Below are 16,540 nucleotides of genomic sequence, written 5' to 3' on the forward strand. Positions count from 1 at the left end.
CGATAAGCCGGCCGCTATTTGGTAAATTCCCGGGAACGTGAAGCCCGCCACAGCGTCCATAGCGTACGCAGCCGCGACGTGGGCTGCGACGCAAACGGATTGCGCCCGGGTTGCGACAGGCGCTTGAGGTCACCCCGCACCTGGCTCAGCAGCAGAAACGCTGGCCGTGTCGGCGCCGGCACCTCCGGCAACAGCGACAATGCCGTCGTCAAATGCTGCTCGGCTTCGCCGACGAGCTGGCCGAGCACCGCATGCAGATTTGGCGTCTCCTTGCCGGCGAACACATCCTCCATCTGGCAGCCATGGGCCGCCAGCAGCTGCTGCGGCAGGAACAGTTGCCGGTGCGCCGAGTCGCGCGGCAGATTCGCAATCACCTGCGCGATGCCCTGGGCGAGCCCGGCATGCCTTGCCACATGCTCGGCCGCCTCCGAAGGTGGCGCCATGACCCGTGCTGCGAGGGAAAACAATGCCGAGCAGGTCGCGTCCAGATAACCCTCCAGAGCCGCCATGGTCGGCATCGGATCGTTGTAGAGATCGAACTGATGCTCGTCGGCGAGCAGCGACAGCGGCTCGACCGGCAGGTCGAAATCGTGGATCGCGCGCAATAGCTCCGCCGCCACCGGATTGCCCTCGGCGCTGCCGTGGACGTGGCCCGACAGCATGTCAGTCCACCATTGCAGGCGGATTTCGCCGGGCAAGGGCTGGCTCACCTGGTCGCGGACGCGGACGATCTCGACATTGAAGGCATAGAGCGCCAGCAGCGCCTGGCGCTCAACGGCCGGCGCAAACAGCGTTGCGGCATAGCGCGGAAAGTCATGGCTGCGCACGAGGCCGGCGCAGAAGGCGACGGAATCGGGCGGAGGCGCAGCGCTGCTCATGGCACGGCGATCAGCGCGGCCGCGACGCGGCGCCGCTCGCCGATCATGATGTTGTAGGTGCGCACGGCGGGACCGGTCTGCATCGTATCCAGCACCACCCTCACCGCCTTCAGCGCCTGCCGCAGGTCCGGCGGCGGCAGCCAGACGCCGGTTCCGGTGCCGATCAGAAGCGTGTCGATGCTGTTGGCCGCCGTGAAGACGCGATCCAGCGAATAGCGGTCGATCTTCGTCGGGTCCGTCACGTCCCAGGCCCAGATCGCGTCGGGCAGGCACAGCAGCGATCCCCGATGCGACATGCCGGCAAAGGCGAAGCCGCCCTTGCCATAGGCTTCGATCGGCGCCGAGCGGGGAAAATGCGGTGCGTTGGGATCGCCGGCCATGTGCTTCGTCCGAATGAGCTTACTGCCCTCGCAAACGCCTGCGAGGGCATGCGGTTCGGATCATGCCTTGTTTTTCTTCGCCGGCGTAGCCGTATCGGGCGCATCTTCGCGATGCTCGCCGACGCCGAGATAGATCAGGATCGGGGCCGCGATGAAGATCGAGGTATAGGTGCCGACCAGCACCACGCCGAACATCATCACCGCCGTGAAGCTGTGGATGGCATGGCCGCCGAACAACAGCAGAGCCAGCAGCGCCAACGTCACGGTGAAGTGGGTGATGATCGAACGCGACAGGGTCGAATTGATCGACTCGTTGAGCAGCTGCGGCATCGGCATCTTCTTGTAGCGGCGCAGCATTTCGCGGATACGGTCGTAGATCACGACGGTGTCGTTGAGCGAGTAGCCCAGAATGGTCAGAAGGGCCGCGATGCTGGTCAGGTCGAAATCGACCTGGCTGATCGACATGAAGCCGATCGTCAGCACGATGTCGTGCACGTTGGCGATCATGGCGCCGAGCGCGAACTGCCATTCGAAGCGGAACCAGAGGTAGATCAGGATCGAGACGATCGCGAGCATCAGGCCGAGCATGCCGAACGCCAGGAGTTCGCCGGAGACGCGCGGGCCGACCACCTCGACGCGGCGATATTCGACGGAATCGCCGAGCGCGGTGCGGACCTTCTGCACGGCCTCCTGCTGGGCGGCATCGCCGCCCGGCTGCTCCGCAACGCGGATCAGGACGTTCTCGGCATCGCCGATTTGCTGGATCTGGACTTCGCCCAGGCGCAGGCCATCCAGTGTCGTGCGCATCGCCGCGATGTCGGCAGCGCCCGACTTCGACCTGACCTCCAGCAGCGTGCCACCTCGGAAGTCGATGCCGAAATTCAGGCCATGGGTGAAGAACAAGGTGATCGCAATGATCGACAGCGCCGCCGAGATCGGGAAGCTGATCCGGCGGAAGCGCGTGAAGTCGAAATGCGTATCGTCGGGGACGATGCGCAGCGACGGCAGCAGCCCGAGTGCTGCGACCACGGTGAGAACGGCAATGAGAATGCCAAGCCCGATGAGAACGTAGTGAGTCACGGTCTTAGCTCCTAGATCGGCACGCTCTGCGGCCGCTTCCACCGCACCCACCAGGCCACGATCAGCCGGGTCAGCGTGAAGGCGGTGAACACCGTGGTGATGATGCCGATGCCGAGCGTCACGGCAAAGCCGCGCACCGGGCCGGTGCCGATGTAGAACAGCACGGCGGCGGCAATGAAGGTGGTGATGTTGGAATCGAGGATGGTCGCAAGCGCCCGCTTGAAGCCGGCGTCGATCGCCGAGATCGCATTGCGGCCACCCCGCAGCTCCTCACGGATGCGCTCGTAGATCAGCACGTTGGAATCGACCGCGATGCCGACGGTGAGCACGATGCCGGCGATGCCGGGCAGCGTCAGCGTGGCGTTGAGCAGCGACAGCAGGCCGAAGATCATGGCGACGTTGATGGCCACCGCGATGTTCGCGAACACGCCGAACAGCCGGTAGGTCAGCAGCATGAAGATGATGACCAGGATCGAGCCGACATAGGCCGCAAGCTCGCCCTTCTCGATCGAGTCCTGGCCGAGGCCCGGACCGACGGTGCGCTCCTCAACCACCGTGAGCGGGGCCGGCAGCGCGCCGGCGCGCAACAGGATCGCGAGATCGTTGGCCGATTGCACCGTGAAATTGCCGGAGATCTGGCCCTGGCCGCCGGTGATGGGCTCGCGGATGACCGGCGCCGAGATCACCTTGTTGTCGAGCACGATCGCGAACGGCAGCCCGACGTTTTCCTGCGTGGCCTGCGCGAATTTGCGCGCGCCCGAGGTGTTGAACTTGAAGCTGACGACCGGCTCACCCGTGCGCTGGTCGAAGCTCGCCTGGGCGTCGGTCAGGTCGCCACCGGCGACCAGCACCTGCTTCTTGACCACATAGGGCGTGGGCGGCGGCGAGGCGCTCATCAACAGCTCGGATTCCGGCGGCAACCGTCCCTGCTGCGCCTGATCCGGCGGCACGGACGCATCGACCATGCGGAATTCCATCTTCGCGGTCTTGCCCAGCAGTTCCTTCAGGCGAGTCGGATCCTGAAGACCGGGGACCTGCACCAGGATGCGGTCATTGCCCTGGCGCTGGATGACGGGCTCGACGGTGCCGAGCTCGTTGACGCGGCGCTCGACGATCTGGATCGACTGCTCGATGGTCTTGCGCAATCGGTCGAGCATCGCGGCCTGCGGGATGCTCAGGCGGATCACGCCGCCGCCGGCATCGGTGACCTCAAGGTCGCGCTGACCGCTGGATCCCATCAGTCCGCCCAGCGGCTGGGACAGCTCGCGCAGCTTGGCGAGCGCCGGCTGCACGTCGGATTCCTTGGTGATGCGAACCTCGGCCGCGTCGTTGCGCACGGTCACGCCGCCGGTGAATCCGATCTTGGCATCGCGCAGCGTCCGGCGAACGTCGTCGCGGACCTGGTCCAGCCTCTCCTTCTTCACATAGTTGGAATCGACCTCGAGCAGCAGATAGGAGCCGCCCTGGAGGTCGAGGCCGAGCACGAGCCGACGCTGCGCCCAGGCGGGCCAGGTCTTGACCTGCGCCTCGGGGAAGAAGTTCGGGACCGCGCAGAGGCACACGATCAGCGCCGTCAGGATAATCCCGAGCGCCTTCCACCGCGTGAAATACAACATCGACTGGACCTGTCAGATCAGGAGACTTGGGATGCTCGCGGAAGCGCTCACTTCGACGCGGCGTCGTCCTTGGCGGCTTCCTTGCTATCCTTGGATTCTTTCGCCGGCTCGCCCTTGGCGCGCACGCCGGAGATCATCTGGCGCATCTGCCGCACGCGCACGCCGTCGGAAATCTCGAACTCGATCTGGTCGTCGTCGACGACCTTGGTGACCTTGCCGACGAGGCCGCCCGAGGTCACCACGGTGTCGCCGCGGCGGATGTTCTTCACGAGGTCGGCGTGGTCGCGCACCTTCTTCTGCTGCGGACGCAGAATCAGGAAGTACATGATCACGAAGATCAGGGCGAACGGCAGCAGCGACATCAACATGCTGTTGGTGTCGCCGGCGCCCGCGGCCTGGGCATACGCAGGGGTAATGAACATTCGGACGATCCTCGTGGAAACGGGGGAAAACCGGTCAGGCCCTCAAAGGCGACCGGTTCGGTCAAATTCGCGCGGACTATAGCGGCCATTGCCCCAATTGCAACGCTGCCAGACCGTCGATTTGGCCACCTTGCGGCGCGCCCTCAGGCCCGATAAGGCTGCATTCTCAGGAACTTCGGACATGCCCAAAAAACCAAGCAAAAGCCCGGCCGGCAAAGGCCCCCGTACCCCTGCCAGGATGCCTGCCCGCGTCGCGGCAAAACGTCCCAAGGCCCCCCCTAAGGCAGTCGATAAGGCCGTCGCCAAGGCAGTCCCGGACCTCTCCCAGGATCGTATCGTCCGCGCGCTGGAGACGATCGCGGCGCACCTCGCCGCCCAGGGCAAGCCGGCCGTCGAGCGCGAATCGTTCGAGCGGGCGGACGCCTATGTCTGGCACCCCGACGGCCGCCTCGCTGCGGTGCCGCGGGTCAGCCGCGTCGAGCTGTTCCTGCTGAAGGGCGTCGACCGGATGCGCGACATCCTGATGGAGAACACCGAGCGTTTCGCCAACGGCCTGCCGGCCAACAATGCCCTGCTCTGGGGCGCGCGCGGCATGGGCAAATCGTCGCTGGTGAAGGCGGCGCATGCCAGCATCAACGCGGAGCGCAAACCGTCCGACAAGTTGAAGCTGATCGAGATCCACCGCGAGGACATCGAGAGCCTGCCCGCGCTGATGGAGCAGCTGCGCGCCTCGTCCTTCTACTTCATCGTGTTCTGCGACGACCTGTCCTTCGACGGCAATGATGCGTCCTACAAGTCGCTCAAGGCCGTGCTCGAAGGCGGCATCGAGGGCCGACCCGAGAACGTCATCCTCTACGCCACTTCCAACCGCCGCCATCTGCTGGCGCGCGAGATGATCGAGAACGAGCGTTCGACCGCGATCAATCCCGGCGAAGCGGTCGAGGAGAAGGTCTCGTTGTCGGATCGCTTCGGACTGTGGCTCGGCTTCCACCGCTGCAGCCAGGACGAATATCTCGCGATGGTGCAGGGCTATTGCGGCCATTTCGGCATCAAGGTCGACGACGAGGCGCTGGAGCGCGAGGCGCTGGAATGGTCGACCACGCGCGGCTCCCGCTCAGGCCGGGTCGCCTGGCAGTTCGTGCAGGAGCTAGCGGGACGGCTAGGTGTGAAGCTGACGGTGAAGTAGCGGTCGGATCGTGACCCGGCTACGTACCGCCCTTCACCGAAGGCGGGGGTCAACGCGTGCCTTGCTGCCACCGGTTGCCCGCGTGTTGCAAAGAATGATCAGCAAACTGACAAGCCGCAGCTTGATTGCTGCTAGTATTTTCTGACGATGGGCTTTGTCGTCGGAGGTGCTCCGGGCGCGGGCGGCGAGATAGAGAAGGTGACCCAGGTATTCCAGCCCGATGGCCGGTTTTCCGCAGCGAACTCGCCGTAAGCTTTCAAATTGAGATAGCCCTGCATGTCGCCGACCGGAAACAGGAATCCAATCTGGGGGCCGATGCCGACCACTTGGGACTGGAAGCAGCCGACACGGTCACCTGAACCGCTGTCGCAGCCGAGTTGCCTGTAGACATAGCCCACGAGGCCAACCATGACCTGCTTCGACAGGAATTGCGATGCGCCCCAGTCGAAATGCATGTCGACGCCATTCTGATACTGCGTTGCAGTGTTCTTGAAATTGTAGGTGAAGCCGAGCACGCCGGAGAATTCGTGGCCGGTCTGCGGATTGAAATAGGTGTAGCCGCCGCCGGCGTCGATCGCGCCGTGTCCGATGCCTATATTCGACAGGCGCGTGGATTGGTAAGCGCCAACCGGGATGTCGCCCATGATATAGGTCATGTAGTTGTGGACGCCGGCGTTCCAGCGCAATTGGAATACCGGCGCCACATCCCCAAAGCCCCATGTGGTGTCGCTGATGGTGTCGGACCGCGCGAAGGGAACAGCTGCGAGCGGCGGCGCCGAGATCACACCGGACAAAGTCCCTGCCAAGCTGGTGCCGACGACACCATAGGCTCCCAGGAGGGACACCGACGCCTGACCGCCGAGCACCGGCGTCGCGAATACATAGGTCGGGAGCACAAAGCCAAGATCGCCCGTGGCGTTGACGTTCAAATTCAGATTTGCATTGAGGGTGCCGTTGACCGGAACCCTATTGAGCGTGAATTCACGCGCACGCGCGACGTCGGCGCCGGCGGATACGGAGGTGTGATAGTAGATATTCGTCAGCGACCAACCCGGCTGCAGCGGTGTAGCCGCCAAGCTTCCAAAAAAACCGGGGACCCAGAAGCTGACGCCGCCTTCATCGGCCAACGCGCAATGGGAAAAACCCATGATCGCGGACGTCAAGACGAATGCAGCAACCCCAAGTCTGCGTCGACGTGCTGATTTCGATCGCTCACTCTGCCCCGCCGCCAGTGCAATGCTCACTGTCATGTCGCGCCTCGTAAGATGTGTTACCTCCGAATACAATCCGGCGACAGCGTACCCCCGAGGCGAGCGGGGCTCATCATGCAAAATTCAACGGGGATAGATCTATCGCAAGAAAGATGAATGCTGCGACCAAAGAGCCACATTCGGTAACCCAAGTCCGATCGGGCGCCACGGCAAACCTACTGCAACCCTCTCATAGCTGGAAATGTTGAGTATGCAGTTTGTGCCACCGATTCTATTTTCGGACCCCCACCAACGAGTGAGAAAAAAAGCAAGCTTGCATTGCCGTTCGCTGGCGATGCCAGCCGTTGTTAGGTCGCATATTGAGCCTCACGACTGCTTATTGGTAATCGAGTGTGACCAAGAGCAAAGTTGGCAGACGATGAACCTCAAGCTCACGCTCGTCGGCGTCGTTCTAGCGTCAGTCTTCGCCGCACCTGTGGCCGCTGGCCCATTCGAGGATGCCGTCGATGCTCACGCCAGAGGCGATTACGCCAAGGCCCTGTACGGCCAAGGCGTGGAGACGCCGGCTACGCAGCAACCTCCTCGTTAGCCGAAACTTCTATTGCGGTGCTGATGACCGCCATAGGCACAAATTCCGATGCATCACTGCCAGATCGCCCAGCGCGTTCTCAAACAGGAGACGATCGCAAAGTCAGACAACAATGTTCACTCAAAGAACACGAAGCGGCACGAAGACTCAATTTCGTTGTTGCCGAAATGTCACCTGCATCGACAAAGCAAGCTCGGCTTGATGCAGATCAAACAAGTCGATTGGTCAGAGACCTTCTTGGTCATATGTTTGCGAGTTGTGGCCGACCTTGAGGAGGCGACGGTGCAGAAAGTCTTCCTCATTTGCATCGCCGCAGGATTGTTGAGCGGACCCGCTCTTGCGTCCGACCTGCCTGTCAAAGCTCCAATATACAAAGCACCAATCGCGGCACCATTGTATAATTGGGGAGAGTTTTATGTTGGCGCCAACTTCGGTGGGGGATGGTCCAACGGCAGCCTGAACCTTCCCGGCAACAATCTGTATGGCGGCCTGACCGAATTCGTTGGAGGCGTGCAGGCGGGCTATAACTTCCAGGCTGACGCACAATCAGACTTGCGCCCCGGTGTCCGCACAGGGGCATTTGCGTCGGCTAACCGAACCTCGTTCACGGGCAAACCCAACTTCGATCAAAACGAATAGCCTGCATTTGTGAGCGCAGTGCCGCAGGCGACGAAGATGGTCGGTGTGCAAGTCCGGAATGCGTTGGGTGCCTCTTGCCGGTAACGATGTCCACCGGCTATGGCCGTCCAGATGGCTCTTATGGGTCCTTAGAGGATGTCAGTCGAAGGCAAAGATGCGCTTCCAGTCCTTCTTCATGTCGACCACCGCCCACTTGTTGACGGCCGCGGCGTCGAGCGCGACGTCGAGTTTCCCGAAATGCGAGTCGCGATCGTAGGCATATTCACGCTCCGCATCGGTATGGTGGACGATCAGGCCGAACCGCGCGCCACTGGCGCCGAGCGTCGCCCATTGCAGCATTTCGAGATCGCCGTCGGAGTTGCCGAAGGCGGCAATCGGACGCCGGCCAATGTGGCTATTGATCCCGATTGGCTTGCCGGCCTTGTCGTCGATAAAATTGACATCGGGCAGCCGGAAGAGCGTTGGCGCACCGTCCTTTATCTCAAATCGGGTCTTGATCGACGATCCGACAACCTGCTCCGGCGGTATTCCGTAGATCCGCTCGGTCCAGGGCCGCATGAATTCGATGCCGCCGCCTGACACAATGAAGGTCTTGAAGCCGCTGGCCCGGAGATAGGCGAGCAGTTCGAGCATCGGCTGATAGACGAGCTCAGTATAAGGGCGCTTGAAGCGACGGTCGCGCGCGGTCGCGAGCCAGTCGGTTACGATTTTTTCGAACTCTGCCGTCGTCATGTCGGCATGAGTTACCGCGATGATCTCGACCAATCCCTTTTCGCCGGAAGCCGCCAGCGCCTTCAGATCGTTGTCGAGCACCGCTGCGAATGGCTGCTTGGTCTTCCATTCCGGATGCATGGGCGCCATGGCCTTCACGCGGTCCAGTGCGAAGGCCAGCTGTATGTACATTGGCTGCTCGATCCAGAGCGTGCCGTCATTGTCGAAGGTCGCGATGCGCTGGTCGACCGGGACGAAATAAGGCCCATTTTGCGTCGTGACGCGCGCAACAAAGTCGAGGATCGAGGCCTTGGTCGCGCCGTCGTTCCATGATGGCAGTGGATCGCTCTGCGCTTGTGCCATTGCGGAGTTGGAACGGAGTGAAACGGACAGTACCGGAAGCATCGCCAAGGACGAGAGAAGAACGCGGCGATCGATAGCAGGTAAACGGATGATCGGCTTCATGGTCGACGCCTTTCCATTGCCCAGCGGGCGCACGGAAATTCGGCGCGCCCGCCATAAATCAGTCGAAGCCCTGGCGACTACCTACTCACTGCCGCCCGGGCCGCCTCGATTTTCGCCTTCACGGCATCGAGGTTGAAGCTCGCGCCCTTTTGCATCGGCGGAAACTCGATCGCTGTCATCGCCAGCTTTTCGACCTGCTGCTGAACAAACACAAAGCGCCAGAATTCGTATTTGAACCAGTCGAAGTATTGCTGCGCGCCCTCTTTCGACCCGCTATCGGGCCAGCCCGTGCGCTCGAACGGATCGAGGCGAAGGTTCGTCAAGTAGGGCACGTCAGCCTTGGTTTTTTCACCGAGCCAGCCTCTAGGCTGGTCGATGAAACGATACTTGAAGTCGTCGATGCGCACGGCCCCGAGTTCGCTCTCTCCGAAGTAAAAGATTTCGTGCCGGTTCGACGGCCCCTTGCCGGTAATCATGTCGATCTGGTTATAGCCGTCCAGATAGCACTTATAGGTCGTGTCACCGATCTGTTTGCCCTTCTTCAGCTCCTCTGCAATGTTCGGGTTGCCGGCCGCCGCCAGGAAGGTGGGAAACCAGTCCAGGCCGGAAATGATGCCGTTCTCGACCTTGCCGGCCGGCACCTTGCCCGGCCAACGGATCATGCAGGGGACGCGGAAGCCACCTTCCATGACGGTGCCTTTGCTCTGCGCAAAAGGCGTCTGTCCGCCGTCGGGCCACGTGAAGACCTCGGTGCCGTTGTCGGTGGTGAAGACCACGATGGTGTTGTCGTCCACACCCATATCCTTGAGCTTCTGCATCACGATGCCGATGTCGTCATCGAGCTGCGCCATGCCGGCTTCATGTATCGACCAGCCGTTCTTGGAGTTGCGCGTCGCCTCGTACTTTGGTGAAAGATGCGTTACGATGTGCATCCGGGTTGGATTGAGCCACAGGAAGAACGGCTTGTTGTCGGCCTTGGCCTTCTCGATGAACTTGATCGCCAGGTCGCGGATTTCGTCGTCCACGGTCTCCATTCGCTTGGGATAGAGCGTTCCAGCATCCTCGATCTTCTGCTTTCCAACCTTGCCCCAACGCGGGTCCACCGTGGGGTCATCCACGTTGGTCGCATAAGTATGAAGCATGTTGCGTGGACCGACGACGTTCAGCAGATCCTGCGGGTAGTTTGGGTGCGCGGGGTCTTCCATTGCGTCGAGGTGATAGAGGTAACCGAAGAACTCGTCGAAGCCGTGCACTGTCGGCAAGAATTCATTCTTGTCGCCGAGGTGATTCTTGCCAAACTGGCCGGTGGCGTAACCCATTCCTTTCAACGCCGTGGCGATGGTCACGGCCTGCGCGGGTATGCCGATGGCAGCGCCGGCCTGGCCGACAGTGGTCATGCCGGTGCGGATTGGCAATTCACCGGTGATGAAGTTGGCGCGACCTGCCGTGCAGCTCGCCTCGGCATAGTAATCGGTGAACAGCATGCCTTCGGCGGCGAGCTTGTCGAGATTGGGCGTCCGGCCGGCCATCAGGCCGCGGTGATAAGCGCCGATATTCCACATGCCGATGTCGTCACCCATGATGAAGACGATGTTCGGCCGCTGCCCGGCTGGCGCGGGTGACGGCGTTGGTTGCTGCGCATGCGCAGAACTTGTTAGCCCGACCGCGGTGAGTGCCGAAGCGGCCACAAGCGAACTGCCGCTCAGCAGCAGATCGCGGCGTTTCATTCCGCCGCCCGATTGCGGCGCAACGTCGTGGGATTCTTCTGGCGGAAGCTTGTTACTCATGACGTGCTCCTCTCCGTTGTGATGCAATTTGTTCTGTTCGCTTGATGCATCGGAAGCCGAAATGGCTTGTGGAGGTGCCGACCGGCCCGCGCGGGCCGTTATCACTTTGCTCGCAATTCCGTTGGCGGGCGCCCCCGTCGTGGGGCGCCCGCTTCGTCAGATCCCGTTCGTCTCACGCAGCTAGTCGCTGCGACCGGCAACTTTGGCCTGCTTGACCTGTTGCAGCACCTGATCGAGGTTGTAGCTCGCCGGGTCCTGCAGCGGTGGGTAAGCAATATAGCTCTCGAGTTCCTTCAGCCACAGCGCCTGCCCGATGGGCAGCATGTTCCAGTCATAGATGTAGGCTGTGGAAGGATTGCCGATTGAGCCGCCCACGCCTATGAGTGTCTTGAATTGTGAACCAATGGAGGTCTCGAACGGGTCTCGCTTGATATTGACGACCTGGGCCCAGTGATAGGGAAGCGCGCCGGCAATGAAGCCCTGCGGCGCGTCGGAGACCATCGTAAAGTAGATCTTCCAGTTCTTGTAGCGGACGGCCGACGGGTCCTTGCCCGAATAGTAGAAGAAGGTATCGCGCGCCGACGTTTCCGAACGCCCGGAGAGGTATTCGGTCTGATCGACGCCATCGAGCGTCGTCTTCACGATGCCGGGATATTGGCCGGCCTCGATGCGCTTCTTCAGCGCATCTCCCTTTGCGCCGCCCGCGATGTTGACAAACGTCGGCAGCCAGTCGAGCGAAGCGAAGATGTCGTTCTTGATGGTGCCGGGCTTGATAACCCCGGGCCAGCGAACGAGCGCCGGAGCGCGCATGCCGCCTTCCCAGGTGCTCAGCTTGCCGCCCTTGAACGGAGTTGTGCCGCCGTCCGGGAAGGTGATGGTTTCGGCACCGTTGTCGGTCGTGAACACCACGATCGTGTTGTCGAGCTGGCCCATGTCCTGGAGCTTCTTCAGCACCACGCCGATGTTATCGTCGAGCTGCTTCATGCCGGCCTCGTTGAGGCCCCAGTCCTTGCCGCCGGGCTCGCCGACCATGGCCGCGTACTTGTCATTCAGCACGGTCGTGATGTGCATACGCGCGGGGTTGTACCAGACGAAGAACGGCTTACCCGTCGTCTTCGGATCGTTGCGATCGATGAAGTCGACGACCTTGGCCGAGATTTCCTCGTCGACCCCCTTCGATCGCTCGAGCGTCAGCGGGCCCTGGTCGATACACTGCTGAGTCCTGGATGTGCCATCCGACTTGCACGACAGGACGTTGCGCGGAGGCGTCAGGCAAACCGACGTTTTCGGATCGACCGCGCCCGGTACCTCCGGGATGCCGGGGATCGGCGTATTCTTGCATGGCGGGGCAACTGTCTGCTGGGTGGGGGACTTGTTGATGTCCGGGAAGCTCACGCCCTGCATCGCATCGAGGTGATACAGATAGCCCCAGTATTCCTGGAAGCCATGCGCGGTCGGCAGCGCGTCGGTGTGATCGCCGAGATGGTTCTTGCCGAACTCGCCGGTGTTGTAGCCGAGATCGAGCAGGAACTTGGCGAGCGCCGGGGTGCCGGGCCGCAGATAGGACGGACTGCCGGGCAGTTGTGGGGGGATCATACCGGTGCGCAACGGGTGCATGCCGGTGAAGAAAGCGTTCCGCCCTGCCGTGCAGCTCTGCTCGGCATAATAATGCGTGAATATCGCGCCTTCATTGCCGATGCGATCGATGTTGGGCGTCTCCCCGACCATCAATCCGCGATGGTAGATGCTTGGCTGGTACAGGCCGATGTCGTCACCCATGATGAAGAGGATGTTGGGCTTTTGCGCCGGCTGTGCGGTCGCCGGAGTGCTGGCTGTTCCGGACAGCGACATCAACATCGTCGCGCCAAGCAGCGAGGCGCAGGACCTCTTGTGACAACTGGGCGTCTTGTGCGGCGTTGCGGTCGACAGCTTGTCATCGAATATGCAATTCAACATGACGTCGCTCTCCCGTTATGATGCGTCAGAGGCTCCTCGCCTGATGCACCGAAATCCAAGATGACTCGTGGATGTGTCGACCGGCTCCGCGTGTCGCGCTGCCGGCCGGTAGCGTCGGCAGTAGTTCGGCGCGCACAAATGCGAGCCGCCCTTGATGACCTTGCGTGGAATCTTGACGTTGGTCGTTCTGGGGTCGTAGCTATCGGCCTCGCGGCCGCCGCGCGGGTTCTCTGGAATGCAGCAGGCTTTTGCTGCGTCAGCCTCATGCCGAGGCGAGTACCAGTCGGACGTCCATTCCCAGACGTTGCCGATCAGATCGTGCAGCCCGTAACCGTTCGGCGGAAATGCGGTGACCGGCGATGTCCGTTCGTATCCGTCGTCCCTGGTGTTCTGGCGTGGAAATTCGCCCTGCCAGGTGTTGGCCATGTGACGGCCCCCGGGCGCAAATTCATCCCCCCATGCGAACTCGGCGCCGTCCAGCCCGCCGCGCGCCGCGAATTCCCATTCCGCCTCGGTTGGCAAATCCTTGCCGGCCCATTTTGCGTAGGCGAGCGCATCGCTGAAGGCCACATGCACGACGGGATGATCGTCCAGCCCACGGATGTCGCTGCCCGGCCCGTAGGGATGCCGCCAGTCCGCGCCTTTGGCGAAGGTCCACCACTGGCTGAAGTCCCGGAGACTGACCGGATAAGCGGGCGGAGAGAACATCAGCGAGCCCGCATAGACCATGTGCGGGAGTATTCCCGGATAGTCCTTTGGATCGGGCGTGATCTCGGCAACGGTGACGTGGCCGGTAGCTTTGGCGAACGCCTTGAATTGCCGGTTGGTCACTGGATGGCAATCCATCCAAAACGCATCCACGGTGACGCGGTGGACCGGCGCTTCCTCCGGATAGTGCCGATCCGAACCCATGCGAAACGTGCCGTTTGGCACGTACAGCATCCCCTCACCTGCTGGATGCTGGACCGATTGTCCGGAATCAGGCGACGATTTCGCATCAGCCAGCTTCATGCCGATCTCCGGACCCGAGCGTCATTGGCCTGCGCCGCTACGGATACGGAACGCCAGACTTCCTGGTTGATCTAGATCAAGGGTCCTGATCGGGTCACGACGGCGCTGGGTCGCCAGCAAGCGCTGCCATGTCCGCTGCGCCATCGAAACCGAAGCAGATTCAGAACATTAGGACATGCCACCGGCAGCCATCGGCTACTTTGCATGGGGTTGTTTTTCGATAATTGATTGTCCGGACACAAAAGCCTCAGTACGCCACGGTTCGAGGCAGTTTCTCGGCTTGGCGACCGCCGCCTCTGAAATACTGGATCGCCCGCTCCAGTGCGCAATACGCACAAGGCGGGCGATGACAGCATACGCGTGGTGATCGCGTGCCCTACTCCGGGCCCGCGCCTCACGCCCCGTTCAGGAATTGAAGCGGGTCAACCGGGCTCGATCCCTTACGGATCTCGAAGTGGAGCTGCGGCGACGCCACCTCCCCGGATTGACCCGACTTGGCAATGACCTGACCGCGCTTGATGGTATCGCCGCGCTTCACCATCAGCTCACTCGCATGGGCATATGCGGTGACGTAGCCGTTGGAGTGCCGAACCAGGACCAGATTGCCGTAACCTTTGAGCTCGTTGCCTGAATAGGCGACGACGCCGTCTTCAGCCGCCTTGACCGGCGTCCCCTCGGGCACCGCGAGATTGATGCCGTCATTGGACTTGCCATTGGTCTTGGCGCCGTAGGTCGTGACCACCTTGCCGCGCACCGGCCAGCGGAAGGTCGGCAGCGCGCTGGTGGTCTCCGCAGCTTTCGCCGGAGCCTCCGCGGCCTTCTCTTCGACATTGGCCGTGGCCTGGGCCAGACGCGCGCTTTGCACCGGTGCGGCGACAGCGGCCATCTTGGTGGCGGGTGCGGGAGCAACCGCAACGGGCTGCAGCGTCCCGGCGACGGGAGCAGCGGCAACCGGCACCGCAAGGGCAGCGGTCTTGGCACCGGGTACGGTCAGCCTGGTGCCGAGCTTGAGCTTGGCCGACGGATCGAGGCCGTTGGCACGGGCAAGCTCAGCCGACGAGATATGGTTCTTGCGGGCAATGCTGGCGAGCGTGTCGCCGTGATTGACGAAGTGCGTGCTCGGCGGCGCTGCGACTGCAACCGGCTTCGCAGCAGGCGCCATCGCGGGAGCCGCCGCGACAGGAGCCATCGCCGGTGCGGGCGCAGCGGCTGTGGCCGGATGCGGGATGATCAGTTGCTGACCGGGCGAGAGCGCGCGCGGGCCCTTGTAGCCGTTGGCGGCGAGGATCGCCTGCGGCGTGACGCGATAGCGCTTGGCGAGCACGTCGAGCGTGTCGCTGGTGCCGACGATGATTTTGGTCCCGCCGGCCGGCTGGGCGGCGGCGACCGAGCGCGGCGGCACGGTGGCCGTGGTCTCCAGATGCGGCTGCGCCGGGGGCGCGTAGGAGCTGACGCCACGGCCGCCTCCGGACACGCCACCACCTCCCGCAACGGGATAGGATTGCGGCGCGGAGACCGCCGGCGGCGGCAAGGGCTGCGACTGATAATAACCGGGCTGCGTCTGCGGCCGCGAATATTGCGGCAGCTCACGCTGCTGCGGCGGCGCCTGCTGCACCGTACCGGTCTGATCAGACGAGAAGGGGTTGGAGAAGTTCGACTGGGACAGCCGCGACTGCATGTCGGCGCTGCACCCTGCAAAGCTGAACGAGATCAGCGCCAAGACCGCAACCTGCGGCACGCGGCGCGAGTAAAGCAACTCGGCGACAACAGACATGGTTACTCACTCGTACGCAACAGAACTGATCTTTTAAGTAAACACGTCGCGAGTAAATAACGGCTTAACCCTCCCATAAGATGTTGGCAGCACAGCCGATCCGGAAATCTAGAGTTCCCGCGCCACCCCGGGCAGCGCCGGCACGAAGCGGACCTCGACGAGTTCCTTGCGCTCGATCCCGGCTTCGGTCCGGCTGAGACGGACCAGCGTCTGCACACCATGGTGCGGGCCGATGGGCGCGATCAGGATGCCGCCGACCTCCAACCGCTCGACCAGGTTCTCCGGAAGCTGCTCGATCGCGGCGGTCACGATGATGCGGTCGAACGGGCCGATATTGGCCGGCAGGTTGAGGCCGTCGCCGAGCATCACCTCGACATTGTGACAGCCGAGCTTTTCAAGCCGGGCGCGTGCCGCCTCCGCAAGCTTGCGGTAGCGCTCGACGGTCAGCACCTGGCCCGCGAGCCGCGACAGCACGGCGGCCTGATAGCCCGAGCCGGCGCCAATCTCGAGCACGCGGTGCTTCTTCTGGAGCTGGAGCTGCTCGGTCATGTAGGCGACGACGAAGGGTTGGCTGATGGTCTGCCCGCAGGCGATCGGCAGCGCGCTGTCACGATAGGCGGCGTCGCGATCGGTCTCCTCGACGAACAGATCGCGCGGCACCTCCTCCATGGTCCGCAGCACCGCCTGATCGCTGATGCCGCGGCGCCTCAGCGAGAGCTGAAACATCATCTTTTCCGGCGGGTGCTGATCGGAGGTCATTGCTGCTTATCGTTTCGTCGGGTCCGGGGCCACTTGTCTCGTTAAGACCCGGGGCGGGAATCCTGTTCCTACCCAG

At 62.5% G+C, this 16,540-nt stretch carries 14 protein-coding genes; 2 read left to right on the forward strand and 12 right to left on the reverse strand.

What is annotated here, in order from left to right; all coding sequences use genetic code 11:
* Nucleotides 1–14: 14 nt before the first annotated feature.
* From AC5ZFO_RS20810 to yajC, 5 genes are read right to left on the reverse strand one after another with little or no spacing between them, the layout of a single operon-like run.
* Complete coding sequence (locus tag AC5ZFO_RS20810) at nt 15–878, reverse strand: phytoene/squalene synthase family protein (RefSeq protein WP_282518998.1); 864 nt, start codon at nt 876–878, stop codon at nt 15–17.
* A complete protein-coding gene (locus tag AC5ZFO_RS20815) occupies nt 875–1,258 on the reverse strand; it encodes an Mth938-like domain-containing protein (RefSeq protein WP_028152342.1) in 384 nt (127 codons plus the stop codon). The genes AC5ZFO_RS20810 and AC5ZFO_RS20815 overlap by 4 nt, the downstream gene beginning before the upstream one ends.
* 60 nt (nt 1,259–1,318) lie before the next feature.
* Nucleotides 1,319–2,338, reverse strand: a complete 1,020-nt coding sequence (secF, locus tag AC5ZFO_RS20820) for a protein translocase subunit SecF (RefSeq protein ID WP_282518997.1) — start codon at nt 2,336–2,338, stop codon at nt 1,319–1,321.
* 11 nt (nt 2,339–2,349) lie between these two features.
* Nucleotides 2,350–3,954: a protein translocase subunit SecD gene (gene secD, locus AC5ZFO_RS20825; RefSeq protein ID WP_282518996.1), complete on the reverse strand. Its 1,605-nt coding sequence runs from the start codon at nt 3,952–3,954 to the stop codon at nt 2,350–2,352.
* Between the two features lie 47 nt (nt 3,955–4,001).
* Entirely contained in the window at nt 4,002–4,376 is a 375-nt protein-coding gene (yajC, locus tag AC5ZFO_RS20830) for a preprotein translocase subunit YajC (protein WP_071913636.1), read from the reverse strand.
* A gap of 181 nt (nt 4,377–4,557) precedes the next feature.
* Here yajC and AC5ZFO_RS20835 point away from each other — a divergent pair, with 181 nt between their 5' ends.
* Complete coding sequence (locus tag AC5ZFO_RS20835; protein ID WP_282518995.1) at nt 4,558–5,562, forward strand: ATP-binding protein; 1,005 nt, start codon at nt 4,558–4,560, stop codon at nt 5,560–5,562.
* Nucleotides 5,563–5,693: 131 nt separating this feature from the next.
* On the opposite strand, the gene AC5ZFO_RS20840 is transcribed toward AC5ZFO_RS20835, so the two are convergent.
* Nucleotides 5,694–6,710, reverse strand: coding sequence for a SphA family protein (locus AC5ZFO_RS20840; RefSeq protein WP_282519575.1), 1,017 nt, complete (start codon nt 6,708–6,710; stop codon nt 5,694–5,696).
* A gap of 700 nt (nt 6,711–7,410) precedes the next feature.
* Between AC5ZFO_RS20840 and AC5ZFO_RS20845 the strand changes: the two genes are divergently transcribed.
* A complete protein-coding gene (locus tag AC5ZFO_RS20845) occupies nt 7,411–8,001 on the forward strand; it encodes a hypothetical protein (RefSeq protein WP_282518994.1) in 591 nt (196 codons plus the stop codon).
* 138 nt (nt 8,002–8,139) lie between these two features.
* Here the strand turns inward: AC5ZFO_RS20845 and AC5ZFO_RS20850 are convergent, their stop codons facing one another.
* From AC5ZFO_RS20850 to AC5ZFO_RS20875, 6 genes are all read right to left on the reverse strand, one after another.
* Nucleotides 8,140–9,117 (reverse strand): HAD family hydrolase, encoded by a 978-nt coding sequence (locus AC5ZFO_RS20850; RefSeq protein ID WP_496122494.1) that lies wholly within the window; start codon nt 9,115–9,117, stop codon nt 8,140–8,142.
* A gap of 137 nt (nt 9,118–9,254) precedes the next feature.
* Nucleotides 9,255–10,904, reverse strand: a complete 1,650-nt coding sequence (locus tag AC5ZFO_RS20855) for an arylsulfatase (protein WP_282519573.1) — start codon at nt 10,902–10,904, stop codon at nt 9,255–9,257.
* A gap of 240 nt (nt 10,905–11,144) precedes the next feature.
* Complete coding sequence (locus AC5ZFO_RS20860; RefSeq protein ID WP_282519572.1) at nt 11,145–12,815, reverse strand: arylsulfatase; 1,671 nt, start codon at nt 12,813–12,815, stop codon at nt 11,145–11,147.
* Nucleotides 12,816–12,935: 120 nt separating this feature from the next.
* Nucleotides 12,936–13,931 (reverse strand): formylglycine-generating enzyme family protein, encoded by a 996-nt coding sequence (locus tag AC5ZFO_RS20865; protein WP_282518993.1) that lies wholly within the window; start codon nt 13,929–13,931, stop codon nt 12,936–12,938.
* Nucleotides 13,932–14,325: 394 nt separating this feature from the next.
* The gene (locus tag AC5ZFO_RS20870) at nt 14,326–15,705 is read right to left on the reverse strand and encodes a peptidoglycan DD-metalloendopeptidase family protein (RefSeq protein ID WP_496122435.1); all 1,380 of its coding nucleotides are present in this window, start codon (nt 15,703–15,705) and stop codon (nt 14,326–14,328) included.
* A gap of 108 nt (nt 15,706–15,813) precedes the next feature.
* A complete protein-coding gene (locus AC5ZFO_RS20875; protein WP_282518991.1) occupies nt 15,814–16,464 on the reverse strand; it encodes a protein-L-isoaspartate(D-aspartate) O-methyltransferase in 651 nt (216 codons plus the stop codon).
* Between the last annotated feature and the right edge of the window lie 76 nt (nt 16,465–16,540).

This window comes from Bradyrhizobium sp. Unk1 (assembly GCF_059512345.1).

Coding starts and splice junctions, on each gene's coding strand:
- AC5ZFO_RS20810 (WP_282518998.1), bottom strand. CDS start 878: ATGAGCAGCGCTGCGCCTCCGCCCGATTCCGTCGCCTTCTGCGCCGGC.
- AC5ZFO_RS20815 (WP_028152342.1), bottom strand. CDS start 1,258: ATGGCCGGCGATCCCAACGCACCGCATTTTCCCCGCTCGGCGCCGATC.
- secD (WP_282518996.1), bottom strand. CDS start 3,954: ATGTTGTATTTCACGCGGTGGAAGGCGCTCGGGATTATCCTGACGGCG.
- yajC (WP_071913636.1), bottom strand. CDS start 4,376: ATGTTCATTACCCCTGCGTATGCCCAGGCCGCGGGCGCCGGCGACACC.
- AC5ZFO_RS20835 (WP_282518995.1), top strand. CDS start 4,558: ATGCCCAAAAAACCAAGCAAAAGCCCGGCCGGCAAAGGCCCCCGTACC.
- AC5ZFO_RS20840 (WP_282519575.1), bottom strand. CDS start 6,710: ATGGGTTTTTCCCATTGCGCGTTGGCCGATGAAGGCGGCGTCAGCTTC.
- AC5ZFO_RS20845 (WP_282518994.1), top strand. CDS start 7,411: ATGCATCACTGCCAGATCGCCCAGCGCGTTCTCAAACAGGAGACGATC.
- AC5ZFO_RS20850 (WP_496122494.1), bottom strand. CDS start 9,117: ATGCTTCCGGTACTGTCCGTTTCACTCCGTTCCAACTCCGCAATGGCA.
- AC5ZFO_RS20855 (WP_282519573.1), bottom strand. CDS start 10,904: ATGAAACGCCGCGATCTGCTGCTGAGCGGCAGTTCGCTTGTGGCCGCT.
- AC5ZFO_RS20860 (WP_282519572.1), bottom strand. CDS start 12,815: ATGTCGCTGTCCGGAACAGCCAGCACTCCGGCGACCGCACAGCCGGCG.
- AC5ZFO_RS20865 (WP_282518993.1), bottom strand. CDS start 13,931: ATGAAGCTGGCTGATGCGAAATCGTCGCCTGATTCCGGACAATCGGTC.
- AC5ZFO_RS20870 (WP_496122435.1), bottom strand. CDS start 15,705: ATGTCTGTTGTCGCCGAGTTGCTTTACTCGCGCCGCGTGCCGCAGGTT.
- AC5ZFO_RS20875 (WP_282518991.1), bottom strand. CDS start 16,464: ATGACCTCCGATCAGCACCCGCCGGAAAAGATGATGTTTCAGCTCTCG.